This window comes from Clostridium sp. 2218st1_F5_2218SCRN_220325 (assembly GCF_039062665.1).
Lineage (GTDB): Bacteria > Bacillota > Clostridia > Peptostreptococcales > Peptostreptococcaceae > Intestinibacter.
In genome coordinates this window covers 101,090-117,184 of sequence record NZ_JBCLNH010000002.1, presented here as the reverse complement: position 1 = coordinate 117,184, position 16,095 = coordinate 101,090, and the positions used below count along the sequence as shown (strand labels likewise).

Below are 16,095 nucleotides of genomic sequence, written 5' to 3'. Positions count from 1 at the left end.
GATTTCTATTTAAAGTAGAAATCAGCCTTTTATTTACATATTAACAGCTTTTTTATTTTCTGGTGTTTTTGATTCACTTTCTTTATTTGATTTAATATCATTAACAGTAAAAGTTTTTGCTTTAGAAGATATTTTAGATGTATTATCTTCTTCTTTTAAGTTTTTAAATGCTCTTGATAGCATAAGTTTTATTCTGTTTATTTGGTTAACTTCACTTGCAGAAGGGTCGTAGTCTATTGGAATTATGTTTGCTTTTGGATATCTAGCTTTTAATTCTTTTATAGGCCCCTTACCAATTATGTGGTTAGGAAGACAACCAAATGGTTGCATACAAACTATATTATCAACACCACTTTCTATTAATTCTATCATTTCACCTGGTAAGAACCAGCCTTCACCAGTTTGATTTCCGATAGAGACTAATGTTTTAGTCTTTTCTGCTAATTCATAAATACTTTCAGGTGGAGTAAATCTCTTGCTCTTTTTAAGTTCTTTTACGTAAGTTTTTTGGTAGAAACTAACTAAACCAATAAAGAATTTTGCAAAGAATTTACCTTTAGCGCTACCTTCTAGTTTGTGGTCTTTTTTGTATATATTGTTTAGAGAACAATACAAGAAGAATCCAGCAAGCTCTGGCATTACAGCCTCAGCCCCTTCTCTTTCAAGGACGTCGACAATATTGTTATTTGCAGTTGGATGGAATTTTACTAATATTTCTCCAACAAGACCAACACGAGGTTTTTTGATATCTAGAAGTTCTAGATTATCAAAATCTTTTATTATTGCTTTGATGTTTTTACTGAAAGTAGAGAATTTAGCACTTTCAAGTGAATCCATACAAATTTTAACCCATTTTTCATATAAAGCATTTGCGCTTCCTTTGACTTTTTCATAAGGTCTAGTTCTATATAATACTTTCATAAATAAATCACCATAAACTACAGCCATAAAGCCACGATTTAGTAGTGGTAGTGAAATATTTTCTTTAAGACCATTATCTTCTATGCCTTGTGCACTTAATGATACAACTGGTACATCTTTAAATCCTGCCTCATACATAGCTTTACGTAAGAAACCTATGTAGTTAGTCGCTCTACAACCACCACCAGTTTGAGTTATACCTACAGCTACGTTGTTTAAGTCGTATTTGCCTGATTTAAGAGCGCCTATTAACTGTCCTATAACTATGATGGCAGGGTAGCATGCATCATTATTTACATATCTTAATCCTTCCTCGATAATCTCTCTACTTGTATCTTGAAGGATTTCTACATTCCAACCACTTAAATTCACAGCCTTTTGGATGAATTGGAAGTGAATTGGAGACATTTGAGGAACTAGCAATTTACGTTTTGGATCAAATTTATCGTTTTTAGTGTAATGTATTTTATTTTCTTTTATATTTTTAACACTTATGTTATTTGCTTCTCTTTCTGCCATAGCAGCTTTTAGTGAACGAAGTCTTATTTTTGCTGCACCTAAGTTATTACCTTCATCTATTTTTATTACTGTATATATTTTTGATTTTTCTGCTAGTATTTCTTGAACTTGTTCTGTTGTTACAGCATCAAGACCGCATCCAAATGAGTTTAGCTGAACTAATTCTATGTTATCGTATTTTTTAGTAAATTCAGCAGCTTTGTAAAGTCTAGAGTGATATACCCATTGGTCAACAACTCTTAGAGGTCTTTGTACTTGTGCAAGATGACAAACACTATCTTCTGTAAGTACTGCCATATCAAGTGAATTTATTAATTCTGGCATACCATGGTTAATTTCTGGGTCAAGGTGATAAGGTCTACCAGCTAAAACTATACCTTTTAAGTTTTCTTTTTCTATTTTTTTAACAGCTTCTTCGCCAGCATGTCTTATATCTGCTTTAAATGCTAATTCTTCATCTCTTGCAGCATCAACAGCAGCTCTAATTTCAGATTTTGAGATGTTTAATTCTGAAAAATAATTAGAGAAGACCTGACAAAGTCTTTGTTTTAAGTTTTCTTTATCATTTAAAGTCATAAATGGATTTATAAACTTAATATTCTTTTTCTTTATATCAGGAACATTGTTTTTTATTATTTCAGAATAAGATATAACGACAGGGCAATTGTAGTTGTTGTCTGAAGTTTTATCTTCTCTGTATTCGTGTGTTACAGCAGGGTAGAAGATAGTCTTAACACCTTTATCTATTAAACTTTGGATATGTCCATGGACCATTTTACCTGGGTAACAAACTGTTTCAGAGGCTATACTAATCATACCTCTTTCATAAAGTTTTTTTGAAGATCTTCCTGATAGAGTTACTTTAAATCCTAATTTAGTAAATAAAGTGAACCAGAATGGATAATCTTCATACATATTTAAAACCCTTGGAATACCGACTTCACCTCGTGGTGCATCTTCCAATTTTAATGGTTTATAATGTTTAAATAATCTGTCATATTTGTATGCAAATAGATTTATTGGTTTTTCTTTATTTGGGTCAGGTTTTTCTTCACCATATAAAGCGGCACCATTTTCGCATCTATTACCAGATACAAATATTTCAGTTTCTGAGAATTTATTTATAGTAAGTAGACATTTGTTTGAGCAACCTTTACATCTACGAACTGTATTATCTACTTTGATGTTTTCAAGTTGTTTTAAATTTAAAAATTCTGTTTTATGTTGTGGAGTGTATTTTTCCTTACTTATTAAAGCAGCACCAAATGCACCCATTATTCCAGAAATATCAGGTCTAATTACATCCCTGCCGATTAATTTTTCAAAGCTTCTTAAAACTAAATCATTGTAAAAAGTACCACCTTGTACAACTATGTTTTTACCAAGTTCATTTAAATCTCTAATTTTTATAACTTTGAATAAGGCGTTTTTTATAACTGAATAAGAAAGACCTGATGATATATCGGCAACTGTAGCACCTTCTTTTTGTGCCTGTTTAACTCTAGAATTCATAAAGACTGTGCATCGAGAACCTAAATCAACTGGATGTTGTGAATATGTACCTTCTTTTGCAAAGTCTTGTATAGACATAGAAAGTGATTTTGCAAAAGTTTCAAGGAAAGAACCACAACCAGAAGAACAAGCTTCATTAAGGATAATATTGTCGATAACTCCATCTTTTATATGAAGGCATTTCATATCTTGGCCTCCGATATCTAATATGAAGTCTACTTGTGGGTCAAAGTATTTAGCTGCTTTGTAGTGAGCCATAGTTTCTATTTCACCATAATCTATTTTTAACGCTTTTTTTAGTAAAGCTTCACCATATCCAGTGACGCAAGATGAAACTATGTGGACATCTTTTGGCAGGCAGCTATAAATATCTTTTACTATATTTATAGAAGTTTGAAGGGGACTACCTTCGTTACTACTATAATATGTATAAACTAAGTTGCAATCTTCATCTATTAATGCGGCTTTTGTAGTTGTAGAACCGGCATCAATACCTAAGAAGCAATTTCCTTTTATATTTTTTATATCTTTTTTAGTAACTTTAGATTTATTGTGTCTATTTATGAATTCGTCATGTTCTTGTTTGTTTTTGAATAGAGGCTCTAAACCTTCTGTATTAGATAAATTTACACCTTCGATTTTTTTTGTTTTATTTATCAAATCTGATAAATTAATATCGGGTTCATCTTTTGCTAATATTGAAGCACCCATAGCGATATATAACTGTGCATCTTTTGGAAATACTATATTTTCATCGCTCAAGTTAAGTACATTTTTAAATGCTGTTCTAAGTTCTGATAAGAAGTATAGAGGACCTCCTAAAAAGGCTACATTTCCTTCTATAGCTCTACCACAAGATAAAACGCTGACTGTTTGAACTACGACAGCATTAAATATACTCATGGCTATATCAGCTTTTCTTGCACCATCATTTATCAATGGCTGAATATCTGTCTTTGCAAAGACACCACATCTAGAGGCGATAGGATAGATAACCTCATAATCTTTAGCCATTTCGTTAAGTCCAGCAGCATCTGTTTTTAGTAAAGTTGCCATTTGGTCTATAAATGCACCAGTACCACCAGCGCAGATACCATTCATTCTTTGATCAATACCACCACTTAAATAAGTGATTTTTGCATCTTCACCACCGAGTTCGATTACAACATCAGTTTCTGGATTGAAGGTTTCAATTGCTTTTGTAGATGATATTACCTCTTGTACAAATTTTAAACCTAAATACTTAGAGATATCTATTCCTCCAGACCCAGTTACTACAGTAGAAATTCTGATATCCCCGAATTTTTCATAAACTTCTATTAAAACTTCTTTAACGGCTTTTTTTACGTCTGAAAAATGTCTTGTATATTTTTTGAATACAACTGTATCTTTATCTAAAACGACTATTTTAACTGTAGTAGAACCGACATCTATCCCTACATTAAATATTTTTTTCATAAAATTAAACCTCCTCAAACTGCCCCAAAGTAATTATAAACTAAAAGCATTAACTATTAATTCTTCTATGTATTTTAGCTCTTTTTCATCGTTGTAATTCCCATCAGGATCGAAAATATACTTTAACACGACATATCCACCTATATTTGAAATAACAGTTCTGACGATAAGTCCATTAGGAACGTCTTTTATCATCTTATTTTCTTTAAAGTAATTTAATATTTTGTCAAAACCGTCCATTATAGTAGATTTTAAACCATCTACAATTTTTATTCTTAGATCTTCACGATAAAGCACTTCTGCCAATAAGATGTGAGCGACTTTATAATTTTCACTCATAAAATTAAATCTTTCATAGACAAGTTCATGTATAAATGATTTAAAGTCAGGATATATATCCTTTATTTCAACATCTTCAAAATCTATTATCATTTCTGGAAGAACATAATCAAATATAAATGGCATAATCGAAGAAAGTAGTAAATTTTCTTTTGTGCCGAAATGTTTAAATATTGTACCCTCAGCAACACCTGCGATTTTTGCTATCTCACTGGTTGATGTATTGGAATACCCATTTTTAGCAAAAAGGTCAATGCTAGTTTCTAATACCCTTTTACACTTGGCTGTCATTGTTTTATTTTCTAATATGTCTTTCTTATATGAATTTAAAATAGAATGTTGCATTTGAAATTTCTCCTAAAATTTGAAGTTTCATATTAAAACAAAACTATTAATAAGAAAATTTTTATTTAACACATTATTAAATAATATTTTTCCAAAGTATTAAAGTGAGTAAACACTCACAATATGAACCATAAAAATAGTGAGTAAATACTCACATACAATACATACAAGTATTATAGTGATGATTACCATAAAATGTCAATTGAAAGAGAGGTGAATTTATGTTAAAGTTTTGTTAAATAATATACAAATTTAGACTATAGATAAGTGAATATAAAATTAAAAAAATCACTTTGTTCATGTAGCCAATGACTTTGTCCGTTGATTTAGATAATTTATTTATAATTAAAAAAAGATAGACATTTTGACGTCTATCTTTCTATAAAAAGTAAATATTATTATTTGCATTTAAAGCTTGAACAATATGTTTCAGAGTATAAATTAGCTGAATCAGCACTAGATGTTACTGATATATTATTTAAGCTACATACATTTCCTGCATTATAAGCACATGTTTTTACATTACATCCTATGTAGTCGCAACTTCCATTAGTACAAGTATTGCTTGTTAAGTTACTGTAAGTAGATTGGTCTAAAAATGAAGAACAACAAGTATGGTTACTTGTATGAGCTTTTTTTCCTGTTATAGATATTCTATTTGCATAACAAACTCCTGCATCGTTATGCGAACAATTTAGTACATTACATCCTATTCTAGCCATTATTTTGAACCTCCTATTAACTTTAATTAATAAAAGTATTTCCAAAATATAAAAAAATATGTATTGTACATAGATTATTCTACTATTGATTGAAACACATCTTTATCTAATAGTGAATTTGCTATTAGTGAACATGAAGAAGGGTAATTTGAAATATTTGGCCAAATATTTATTATCATTTTTTCATAATCTAATAATTTTAGATTTTTACCGTTTTTAACATTTTCAGAGAACTCCTCAGATTTTTCCTTCATTTTTAAATATATATCTATAGTTAAATCAAAAAAGACGGTTGCCTTGTGACATGGTTGTTTTAAAATTAGTAGGTTTTGTCTAAACTCTAAATAATCAAGTCTATCTGATGTAGTATAAGAGTTATTTTCCAAGATAAACACACCTCAATTCCATAAAATTATTATTAATAATTATATTTTGCACACCTAAAAAATATGACCAAAATATAGTGTTATTAATGTATAAATATTAGCAAAAATGGCTAAGATACTAATAAAAATCCTACATATTTACAAAGGAGGAGGACATAAGTAATGAAAAAGATGGAGAATTATCGCTGGATTATTCCGTCATTAGTAGCATTAGGAGTAATACTATTAAGTGGAGGTATTTTTTTAGGGGTTAAGAGTTATGAAACGCTTGAAGCAAGTAACAGCAAAATTGACAAAACAAATCAAAAGAGTCTTTCTAGTCAACAAAAATTTAAATTAGATGAATACTGTCAAATATGGCTTCAAGATGATAATGAAATACCAGTAATGTTAGGAAAAGTAAACGAGGACTTATTAAATAAAACTGAAGATGAAATTAAAGCGGCCTTAAAAGAAAAATATCCAGACAAAGAAGTATCTACAATGAATAAATATCAAATAATTTTAAAGACTTCTGATGAAACTACAGATTTATCAAAAGCAAATAAATATACATTAGAAAATGAAGATGGATATATAACTGTTTTCAAATATAATAAAGAAGGTAAAAAAGAATTAGTAGAAAAAACTTCTATCCAAATAAAATCACTTCCAAAATCAGTTCAAGAAGAACTTAAAGAAGCGATAGTATTAGATAATGAAGAAGATGCTTATTCTAGACTTGAAGATTTCGGTAGCTAATAAAATTTAATATATACCTGAGAAATATGTCCTTTAAATGTTAATAGCATAATTTTGCTGACAACATTTAAAGGACATATTTTTATATTTATAGAAATAATATTTTTAGTTTATTTGTTAAAGCTTTAGTTTATTTGATATAATAGATGAGAACATAGGTTTGTATAAAAATAAATTTAGGAGGTCAGTTTTGGTTATTTTAGGAATAGACCCAGGGATAGCTATAGTTGGATACGGAATAATAGAATATAAAAATAATAAGTTTAGAGTTATTGATTATGGGGCTGTTACGACTAACGCAAACACACCAACAGATCAAAGGCTAGCACTTGTTTATAAAGGTATAGATATTTTAATTAAGAACTATAATATTGATGAAGTATCGATTGAGGAATTGTTCTTTAACAAAAATGTAAAAACAGCAATCACAGTTGCACAGGCGAGAGGTGTAATTATGTTGGCTTGTACACACAATAATAAGCCTATTTATGAATATACACCACTTCAAGTTAAACAAGGTGTTGTTGGATATGGTAGAGCTCAAAAAATGCAGGTACAACAGATGGTGACATCTCTTTTAAAATTAAAAGAAATACCAAAACCAGATGATACTGCTGATGCTCTTGCAATAGCTGTATGTCATGCACATGCAAATAGACTAGAAAAGACTTTAAAAAACTTTAAATAATTTTATAAGGAGAATGTATGTATAGCTATATAAAAGGAATCGTAGAGGAAATATATTTAGATAGAATAATTTTAGAAAATAACGGAATTGGATACGAAATAAATGTATCTAGTTTTACGGCGCAAAGTGTACAAAAGGGAAAAAGTGCAAAAATATTTACAAAATTAATAGTAAGAGAAGATGACATGAGTTTGTGCGGATTTTCAACTCAAATGGAACTTGAGATGTTTAAACTACTTACATCAGTGTCAAAGATAGGTCCAAAAGTAGGTCTTGGAATTTTATCTTGTGCAACGCCACCACAACTTAGTGCATATATCCTTAGTGAGGATATTGCAAAACTATCGAAATGTCCAGGCGTCGGTAAAAAAACTGCTGAGAGAATAATTTTAGAATTAAAAGATAAAGTAGATAAAGATATGGCAGAGTTTGAAGCTACTTTATTTAATCAAGCACCTACAGGATTAGAGTTAGATGAAGCATTAGAAGCATTATTAGCTTTAGGATATTCAAGTACAGAAGCTAAAGAAGCTGTTCAAAAATTCAAAAAAGACGGATTAAAAACAGAAGACTTAATTAAAAAATCACTTACATATTTAATGAGTAAGTAATTAGATTTAAATAGACGAAAATATAGAAAGGAGATTGGTAAATGTTTGATTTAGGTGATGAAAATAGATTGATAACTTCTAGCATGAAATCAGAAGATACAGAGACAGAAGTTAGTTTAAGACCTAAGAGTTTATCGGATTATTTAGGTCAGGAAAAAGTAAAAGAACAATTAGAAATATTTATAGAGGCAGCAAAATCTAGAAATGAGCCACTAGACCACGTTTTATTATATGGACCTCCAGGTTTAGGAAAAACAACTTTAGCTGGAATAATAGCCAATGAAATGGGTGTAAACCTTAGAATTACATCTGGTCCAGCTATTGAAAGAGCTGGTGATTTAGCGGCAATTTTAACTAATTTAGAGGAAAATGATGTATTATTTATTGACGAAATACACAGAATAAATAGGAGTGTAGAGGAAGTTTTATACCCTGCAATGGAAGATTACTGTATAGATATAATTATCGGAAAAGGACCATCAGCAAGAAGTATAAGGCTTGATTTACCAAAATTCACACTAATTGGTGCGACGACTAGAGCGGGAATGCTTACAAACCCACTTAGAGATAGATTTGGAGTAATATGCAAATTAGACTACTATACAGTAGATGAATTAGCTCAAATTTCAATGAGATCAGCAAATCTTCTAGAAGCAGAAATAAACTTAAATGGAGCAACAGAGATTGCTAGACGTTCTAGGGGGACACCAAGAATAGCAAATAGACTTCTAAAAAGAGTTAGAGACTATGCTCAAGTAAAAGCCGGCGGAAATATAACTGATGAAGTTGCAAATGATGCCTTAGAATTATTAGGTGTAGACAGTTTAGGTCTTGATGATGTTGATGAAAAACTACTTTTAACAATAATCCACAAGTTTGGCGGTGGGCCAGTAGGATTAGACACATTAGCAGCATCAATTGGAGAGGATAGAAATACAATAGAAGATGTTTATGAGCCGTATTTACTTCAACTAGGTTTTATAAATAGAGGGCCTAGGGGGCGTATTGCTATGCCAAGAGCATATGAACATTTAAATATAGAATATCCCCAAAAATAAGATTTTATAAAAGTCTACCCAAATAAATAAATATTTGTTATCATTGTATTTGTATGTTTTGACAAATATTTATTTAGAAAGGAAGTTAAAAAATTGAAAACAAGCGATTTTAACTTTGATTTACCAGAAGAATTAATTGCACAAGTTCCAATAAAAGATAGAACAAGTTCTAAACTTATGGTACTTAATAAAGAAACTGGTGAAATCGAACATAGAATATTTAAAGATATAATAGATTATTTAAATCCAGGAGATTGCCTAGTTTTAAACGACACTAGAGTAATCCCAGCTAGACTTATCGGTTCAAAAGTAGAAACAGGTGGAAAAATAGAATTTTTACTTTTAAAAAGAACTGAAGATGATACTTGGGAAACATTAGTTAAACCAGGTAAAAGAGCTAAAATAGGAGCTAGATTCTCATTTGGAGATGGCAAACTAATAGCAGAAGTAGTTGGAATGGGTGAAGATGGAGCTAGAATAGTTAAATTCGAATATAATGGTATATTTGAAGAAATTCTAGACGAATTAGGAAACATGCCACTACCACCATATATAACAGAAAAACTAGATGAAAGAGAAAGATATCAAACAGTTTATTCTAAACATAATGGTTCTGCAGCAGCTCCAACTGCTGGACTTCACTTTACAGAAGAATTATTAACTAAAATAAAAGAAAAAGGTGTTGATTTAGCATTCGTAACACTTCATGTTGGTCTTGGAACTTTCAGACCAGTAAAAGTAGATGATGTTAACAGCCACCAAATGCATTCAGAATTCTACATGGTGACAGAAGAAGCAGCAGAAAAAATAAATAGAGCTAAAGCAAATGGAAATAGAGTAATAAGTGTTGGTACAACAAGTACAAGAACTATAGAGTCAGTAGCTGATGAAAATGGCTTAGTAAAAGCTACATCAGGATGGACAAATATATTTATATACCCAGGATACAAATGGAAAGTTATAGATAACTTAATAACTAACTTCCATTTACCAGAGTCTACACTTATAATGCTAGTTAGTTCTTTAGCAGGAAAAGAGCATGTATTAAATGCTTACAATCAAGCAGTTAAGGACAAATACAGATTCTTTAGTTTTGGAGATGCAATGTTTATAAAATAATAATATCAAACTTAACTGGGGGCCGAAAAAATGAAAAGAAATACAAAGCAGACTTTTATTAAAATAGCACATTTATGTGAGATTTTACTATCAGTAGTAATACTATTAGTCATACTTTTAGGTATATTCGATATTTTGAGAGAGGTTTATGGTGCTTATATTATCGACTTCGCAAATCCTGTTAATTACGAGCAACTAAATAACTTCTTGGCACAAATATTATTACTTGTAATAGCCGTAGAATTAGTAATTATGCTTTGCTTACATCGACCTGAAACTTTATTAGAAGTTCTTTTATACGCAATAGCAAGAAAGCTACTTTTAATACCTAAGTCATCAAGTGCAGGTGAATTATTATTAGGTGTATTAGCTATAGCAGCTATATTCTTCATTAAGAAATATTTAATGCCGGAAAAGGACAAAGAAGGCATAGAAAAAGAATCAAAATCTACTATCAAAAGTATAATAGCATCTTATCTAAAAGATGATGATGAAAATGTAAGTATGTTTTAATAAATATACTTACATCATAAATTTAATATAGAGATTAATCAATATATTTGAAATTTTAAGGAGAAACAAAATGAGTGCAATAAGATACGAACTTATCAAAACTTGTAAACAAAGTGGTGCAAGACTTGGAATATTACACACACCACATGGAAGTATAGAAACGCCTATATTCATGCCAGTTGGTACACAAGCAACAGTAAAGGCGATGACACCAGAAGAATTAAAAGAAATAGGATCACAAATAATCCTAAGTAATACTTACCACTTATATATGAGACCAGGTCACGAATTAGTAAAAGAAGCTGGTGGGCTTCACAAATTTATGAATTGGGACAAACCAATATTAACAGATAGTGGTGGATTCCAAGTATTCTCACTAGGACCACTTAGAAAAATAACTGAAGAAGGTGTTACATTTAAATCACATTTAGATGGTTCAAGACACTTCATAAGTCCAGAAAAAGCTATGGAGATACAAAATGCATTAGGTTCAGACATAATGATGGCATTTGACGAATGTGCTCCATACCCAGCTGACAGAGAATACGTTAAAAAATCTTTAGAAAGAACTACAAGATGGCTTCAAAGATGTAAAGATGCTCACAAAAATACAGAAAACCAAGCATTATTCGGTATAATCCAAGGTGGTATGTATAAAGATTTAAGAGAGCAATCAGCAAAAGAAATAACTGCTATAGATTTACCAGGATACGCAATAGGTGGACTTAGTGTTGGAGAACCTAAACCACTTATGTACGAAGTATTAGAATATACTACACCACTTATGCCAGTTGATAAGCCAAGATACCTAATGGGTGTTGGTTCACCTGACGACTTAATCGAAGGTGTAATAAGAGGAGTAGACATGTTCGACTGCGTACTTCCAACTCGTATAGCTAGAAATGGTACTGCTATGACTAGCCAAGGTAAAGTTGTAGTTAGAAATGCTGCTTATGCTAAAGACTTTACTCCATTAGATCCAGAGTGTGATTGCTATTGCTGTCAAAACTACACAAAAGCATATATAAGACACTTAGTAAAAGCTAACGAAATATTAGCTGCTAGACTTATAACTACACACAACTTAAGATTCTTACTTAAATTAATGGAACAAGTTAGACAAGCAATAAGAGAAGATAGATTACTAGACTTCAGAGAAGAATTTTTTACTAAATATGGGTATGAATTATAAAATATTTACTATATAATATTTAATAATAAATATTTTTAAATAAAAGTTAAAGGAGAAAATAAAATGAATCAACAATTAGTATGGTCAATTGTGTATATAATTGCTTTATTTGCAATATTCTACTTCTTATTTATAAGACCACAAAAGAAAAAAGATAAAGAATTAAAAGAAATGAGAGATTCTTTAGCTGTTGGAGATACTATAGTAACTATAGGTGGTATTGTTGCTAACGTAGCAAAAATAGAAGAAGAAACTATAGTTATAGAATTTGGACCAAGCAGAACTAAAATGCCAATACAAAAATGGGCTATAGGTAGCGTTCAATCAAAAAAAGAAAGTAAATAATAATTAGGAATTTAAAACCTTCCTCTTAAATATATTTATTTAAGAAGGGAGGTTTTTTTATGAATAAAGCGATAAGTATTTTTAAAGGATTGGGATATGCATATATCTTTACTCTAATTGTAATTTTAATTTACAATGCATTATTAACTTTTACAAAGATGTCTTCAGATAGTATGGGATTAATAGTATCCATTATTACAACTTTTGGTGCTGCATTTGGTGGATTTTATGCTTGTAAACAAATAAAAGAAAAAGGGTTGTTATATGGATTGCTTGAAGGATTGCTTTATATAGTATTTTTAATAGTATTAGTTTTCTTAGCAAAAGAAAATTTTTCTTTTGAGATAAGTATGCTATATAGTGTAATATTAACGACTGTAGCCGGTGGAATTGGAGGAATTATAGGAGTTAATTTCTAAAATATTTTTAAATATATGGAATATATGTTATAATTATTCAAGTGTTATAAAATTATACATACAAACAAAAGATTAGGAGGAAATTCGACATGGCTAAAAAACATATAAAAACTTTATCTCAAGCTACTTTAAAAGAAAGTGCTGCTAAAGGTGGATGTGGAGAATGTCAAACTTCTTGTCAATCAGCTTGCAAGACTTCTTGTACAGTTGCTAACCAAGAATGTGAAAGATAGTATCTACATAAAATACAAAGGGAATTGAATGGTGATTTGAGTTACCGTTCAATTCCCTTTTTAAAAGTTAAAGGTGGGTTATGTTTCTGCTATTATTCTTCCCGTATCTTTTAAATCATAACCACCAAGTCCTACCAATTCATCTTTGAATTCATCTGAATTAATAATGTTTAAAATTTCTTTATAAATTGGATTTTCTAGATTTTCAGTTTTTATAACTAAATCATATCGTTCACTTTGTAGAGGAATAAAATCAATATTATCTATTTGCTTAGCGACTTTTTCTATACCTAAACCAAAATCACCTTTACCTCTTGCAATAGCACTTGCAACAGCTAAGTGAGAGTTTTCTTCACAGTTATAACCATTAATCTTATTAGAAGGAATATTTAGTTCACGTAATTTGCCGTCTAATAAAACTCTGACACCGCATCCAATTTCTCTGTTTATATAATTTAAATCATTTCTTTTTAAATCGTCCCATCCCTTTATATTTTTAGGATTCCCTTTTTGAACATAAAAACCTTGAATTCTATATGTCAAGTTGATTATTGTGCATGGAATTCCAGGAAGTAATTTCTTAACAAAATCAATATTATATTCTGAAGTTTCCCAGTCCCATAGATGAGTTGAAGCAATAGATGCTTTATTAGTGTATAAATTAATTAGACCATTATAACTTCCCATATAAGATCTGTATGACTTTATAGATGGAAGACGACTTTCAATATTTCTACCTAAAATATCTAAAATCATATCTTGACCACAAATTATAATGTTTTTATCGTCTATATTCATATCCTTATTGATAGCTATATCATTTGCAAGGATTTCTTGTTTTGAATGTTTAGTTTGAGGTGATGAACTACCTTTTTTTTGATTATTTATATAATTATTGATATCTTCTTTATCAATACGAAGTTTTTTGCCTACTTTATAAGCTGGAAGTTCACCTCTTTTTATTAACTCATAAACTGTATTTTTTGTTATTTTTAATAATTCCGCAACTTCTAATGGCGTTAATGATGTTGAATCCATAATATCAGCCTCCTTATGTAATATTTTATAATATTTGTTTAATTATGTATATCTAAAAATTATACTATTAACATCATTTTTGGTCGAAAAGCAGAAAAAAATAAGGTAAATTTTGTCTAAAAAAGTTGAAAAAAAAGAGAAAACATTATACAATAAGAATGAACATAATTAAAAATGGTAAAACATTATAAAACATAACAAAAATATACAAACCAGTAATGTTATAACATGTTTAGTTGTGACGAACAATTATAAGGTAGGGGGAAATTTCAATTATGAAAAAGAAATTCGGGGTTTTATCACTAGCATTATGCTTAATGTTAGGTGCAGTAGGATGCAGCAATAGCGGAAGTTCATCATCTTCTAACTCATCTTCAGGTGCATCAAGCGATGCATCATCTTCAAAATCATCAGGAAAAGAAATAGAATTAAAAATATCTGCAGCAGCTTCATTACAAGAAGCAATGGTAGAAATAGAAAAAGAATTCAAACAAGTAAATCCAGATGTAAAATTAACAGTTAACTTAGGTTCTTCAGGAACATTAATGCAACAAATACAAGAAGGTGCAGAATGTGATGTATTTATATCTGCAGGTGCAAAACAAATGGATGCATTAGTTGAAGACGGAACAATAAATAAAGACGATGTAAAAACTTTATTAATAAATGATTTAGTATTAGTAGCTGCTAAAGGTGAAAAAATAGATTCATTAGATGATTTAAAATCTGATTCTATAACAAAAATAGCTATAGGAGATCCAGAAAGTGTTCCAGCTGGTAAATACGCTAAAGAAGTTTTAGATAATACTAAATTATATGATGCAGTACAAAGCAAATTAGTTTTAGGTAAAGACGTTAAACAAGTTTTATCTTATGTACAACAAGGTGCTGCACAAGTTGGTTTTGTTTACTTAAGTGATGCTCATGGAGTAGATGATGTAGATGTAGTTTTAACTACTGACGAAGATACTCACTCAGAAATAGCTTACCCAATAGCTGTTCTTAAAGATAGCAAACAATCAGATGCTGCTAAACAATTTGAAGATTTCTTATTAAGTGATGCAGGACAAGCTATATTAGAAAAATATGGATTCAAAAAAGCTAAATAGTTTTAAATTATAGATATTATAAATTAAAAATAATGATTTTAAATGACATAACCTATAGATGATGCATTTGCGTCATTTATAGGTTATTAATAAATAGAGAAGATTATAAAATTTAAGAGGAGGAAGAATAAGATGGATGCAGGTTTAACACCTCTTTGGATTTCCGTTAAAACATCTTTACTGGCAACAGTAATAACATTTTTTTTAGGAATAGGAACAGCTTATTTAGTTGCAAACTATAAAGGGAAATGGAGGGGAATAATCGATAGTATATTTACATTACCGCTTGTTCTTCCTCCTACTGTTTTAGGGTTCTTTTTACTTATTTTCTTTGGTAAAAATGGACCAGCAGGGAAGTTCTTATTACAGTTTGATATAAACTTAATATTTACATGGACAGCAACAGTAATTTCGGCTGTTGTAGTAGCATTCCCAATGATGTATAGATCATCACGTTCAGCTTTTGAACAAATTGACGATAATTTAATTGCAGCGGCAAAAACATTAGGAATGAGTAAGTGGAAAATCTTTTATAAGATTTCGGTACCTCTTGCTTGGCCAGGAATAATCGGTGGAGTAGTATTATCTTTTGCAAGAGCATTAGGAGAATTTGGAGCTACATTAATGATGGCTGGTAATATACCAGGAAAAACTCAAACTATGCCACTTGCGATATTCTTCCAAGTGCAAGCAATGAATTATAAGGGAGCTATGTTATGGGTAGCGACAATTGTGGCTATTTCTGTAGTTATGATATTAGTATTAAACTTTTGGTCTGATAAACAGCAAGACCTTGTTGGAAAAAGAAGTAGAGGAGGTAAATAGAA

At 30.1% G+C, this 16,095-nt stretch carries 17 protein-coding genes; 12 read left to right on the top strand and 5 right to left on the bottom strand.

All coding sequences use genetic code 11. From position 1 onward, the window contains the following. Window positions 1-33: 33 nt before the first annotated feature. From ABCM86_RS02040 to ABCM86_RS02025, 4 genes are all read right to left on the bottom strand, one after another. Window positions 34-4,410 carry an acyl-CoA dehydratase activase-related protein gene (locus ABCM86_RS02040; protein WP_343003369.1) on the bottom strand — a complete coding sequence of 1,459 codons (4,377 nt, stop codon included), beginning with the start codon at window positions 4,408-4,410 and terminating at the stop codon, window positions 34-36. A 33-nt stretch (window positions 4,411-4,443) separates the two neighbouring features. After that, window positions 4,444-5,094: a TetR/AcrR family transcriptional regulator gene (locus tag ABCM86_RS02035; RefSeq protein WP_343003368.1), complete on the bottom strand. Its 651-nt coding sequence runs from the start codon at window positions 5,092-5,094 to the stop codon at window positions 4,444-4,446. 398 nt (window positions 5,095-5,492) lie between these two features. Continuing rightward, a complete protein-coding gene (locus ABCM86_RS02030) occupies window positions 5,493-5,816 on the bottom strand; it encodes a DUF1540 domain-containing protein (protein ID WP_195930090.1) in 324 nt (107 codons plus the stop codon). A 74-nt stretch (window positions 5,817-5,890) separates the two neighbouring features. Beyond that, window positions 5,891-6,202 (bottom strand): hypothetical protein, encoded by a 312-nt coding sequence (locus tag ABCM86_RS02025; RefSeq protein WP_343003367.1) that lies wholly within the window; start codon window positions 6,200-6,202, stop codon window positions 5,891-5,893. 162 nt (window positions 6,203-6,364) lie between these two features. On the opposite strand from ABCM86_RS02025, the gene ABCM86_RS02020 reads away from it, so the two are divergent. The 10 genes from ABCM86_RS02020 (at window position 6,365) to scfA (ending at window position 13,121) form a co-directional block, all read left to right on the top strand. Then, window positions 6,365-6,943 carry a hypothetical protein gene (locus ABCM86_RS02020; protein WP_195930088.1) on the top strand — a complete coding sequence of 193 codons (579 nt, stop codon included), beginning with the start codon at window positions 6,365-6,367 and terminating at the stop codon, window positions 6,941-6,943. 190 nt (window positions 6,944-7,133) lie between these two features. After that, window positions 7,134-7,631, top strand: a complete 498-nt coding sequence (gene ruvC / locus ABCM86_RS02015) for a crossover junction endodeoxyribonuclease RuvC (protein ID WP_343003366.1) — start codon at window positions 7,134-7,136, stop codon at window positions 7,629-7,631. Window positions 7,632-7,648: 17 nt separating this feature from the next. Then, window positions 7,649-8,242, top strand: coding sequence for a Holliday junction branch migration protein RuvA (gene ruvA, locus ABCM86_RS02010; RefSeq protein WP_195930086.1), 594 nt, complete (start codon window positions 7,649-7,651; stop codon window positions 8,240-8,242). A gap of 41 nt (window positions 8,243-8,283) precedes the next feature. Beyond that, window positions 8,284-9,300 carry a Holliday junction branch migration DNA helicase RuvB gene (gene ruvB, locus ABCM86_RS02005; protein WP_195930085.1) on the top strand — a complete coding sequence of 339 codons (1,017 nt, stop codon included), beginning with the start codon at window positions 8,284-8,286 and terminating at the stop codon, window positions 9,298-9,300. A 93-nt stretch (window positions 9,301-9,393) separates the two neighbouring features. Next, complete coding sequence (gene queA, locus ABCM86_RS02000; protein ID WP_195930084.1) at window positions 9,394-10,419, top strand: tRNA preQ1(34) S-adenosylmethionine ribosyltransferase-isomerase QueA; 1,026 nt, start codon at window positions 9,394-9,396, stop codon at window positions 10,417-10,419. 30 nt (window positions 10,420-10,449) lie between these two features. Continuing rightward, entirely contained in the window at window positions 10,450-10,932 is a 483-nt protein-coding gene (locus ABCM86_RS01995; RefSeq protein ID WP_343003365.1) for a phosphate-starvation-inducible PsiE family protein, read from the top strand. A 70-nt stretch (window positions 10,933-11,002) separates the two neighbouring features. Then, window positions 11,003-12,124 carry a tRNA guanosine(34) transglycosylase Tgt gene (gene tgt, locus ABCM86_RS01990; RefSeq protein WP_295676971.1) on the top strand — a complete coding sequence of 374 codons (1,122 nt, stop codon included), beginning with the start codon at window positions 11,003-11,005 and terminating at the stop codon, window positions 12,122-12,124. Window positions 12,125-12,187: 63 nt separating this feature from the next. Beyond that, window positions 12,188-12,469 (top strand): preprotein translocase subunit YajC, encoded by a 282-nt coding sequence (gene yajC / locus ABCM86_RS01985; RefSeq protein ID WP_343003363.1) that lies wholly within the window; start codon window positions 12,188-12,190, stop codon window positions 12,467-12,469. A gap of 59 nt (window positions 12,470-12,528) precedes the next feature. Then, window positions 12,529-12,888: a TIGR04086 family membrane protein gene (locus ABCM86_RS01980; protein ID WP_195931435.1), complete on the top strand. Its 360-nt coding sequence runs from the start codon at window positions 12,529-12,531 to the stop codon at window positions 12,886-12,888. 89 nt (window positions 12,889-12,977) lie between these two features. Further along, complete coding sequence (gene scfA, locus ABCM86_RS01975) at window positions 12,978-13,121, top strand: six-cysteine ranthipeptide SCIFF (RefSeq protein WP_007286268.1); 144 nt, start codon at window positions 12,978-12,980, stop codon at window positions 13,119-13,121. A 78-nt stretch (window positions 13,122-13,199) separates the two neighbouring features. Here the strand turns inward: scfA and ABCM86_RS01970 are convergent, their stop codons facing one another. Then, window positions 13,200-14,159, bottom strand: coding sequence for a helix-turn-helix transcriptional regulator (locus ABCM86_RS01970; RefSeq protein WP_343003362.1), 960 nt, complete (start codon window positions 14,157-14,159; stop codon window positions 13,200-13,202). 275 nt (window positions 14,160-14,434) lie between these two features. On the opposite strand from ABCM86_RS01970, the gene modA reads away from it, so the two are divergent. Next, the gene (gene modA, locus ABCM86_RS01965; RefSeq protein ID WP_295733289.1) at window positions 14,435-15,268 is read left to right on the top strand and encodes a molybdate ABC transporter substrate-binding protein; all 834 of its coding nucleotides are present in this window, start codon (window positions 14,435-14,437) and stop codon (window positions 15,266-15,268) included. Between the two features lie 132 nt (window positions 15,269-15,400). After that, window positions 15,401-16,093: a molybdate ABC transporter permease subunit gene (gene modB, locus ABCM86_RS01960; protein ID WP_195931438.1), complete on the top strand. Its 693-nt coding sequence runs from the start codon at window positions 15,401-15,403 to the stop codon at window positions 16,091-16,093. Window positions 16,094-16,095: the final 2 nt, after the last annotated feature.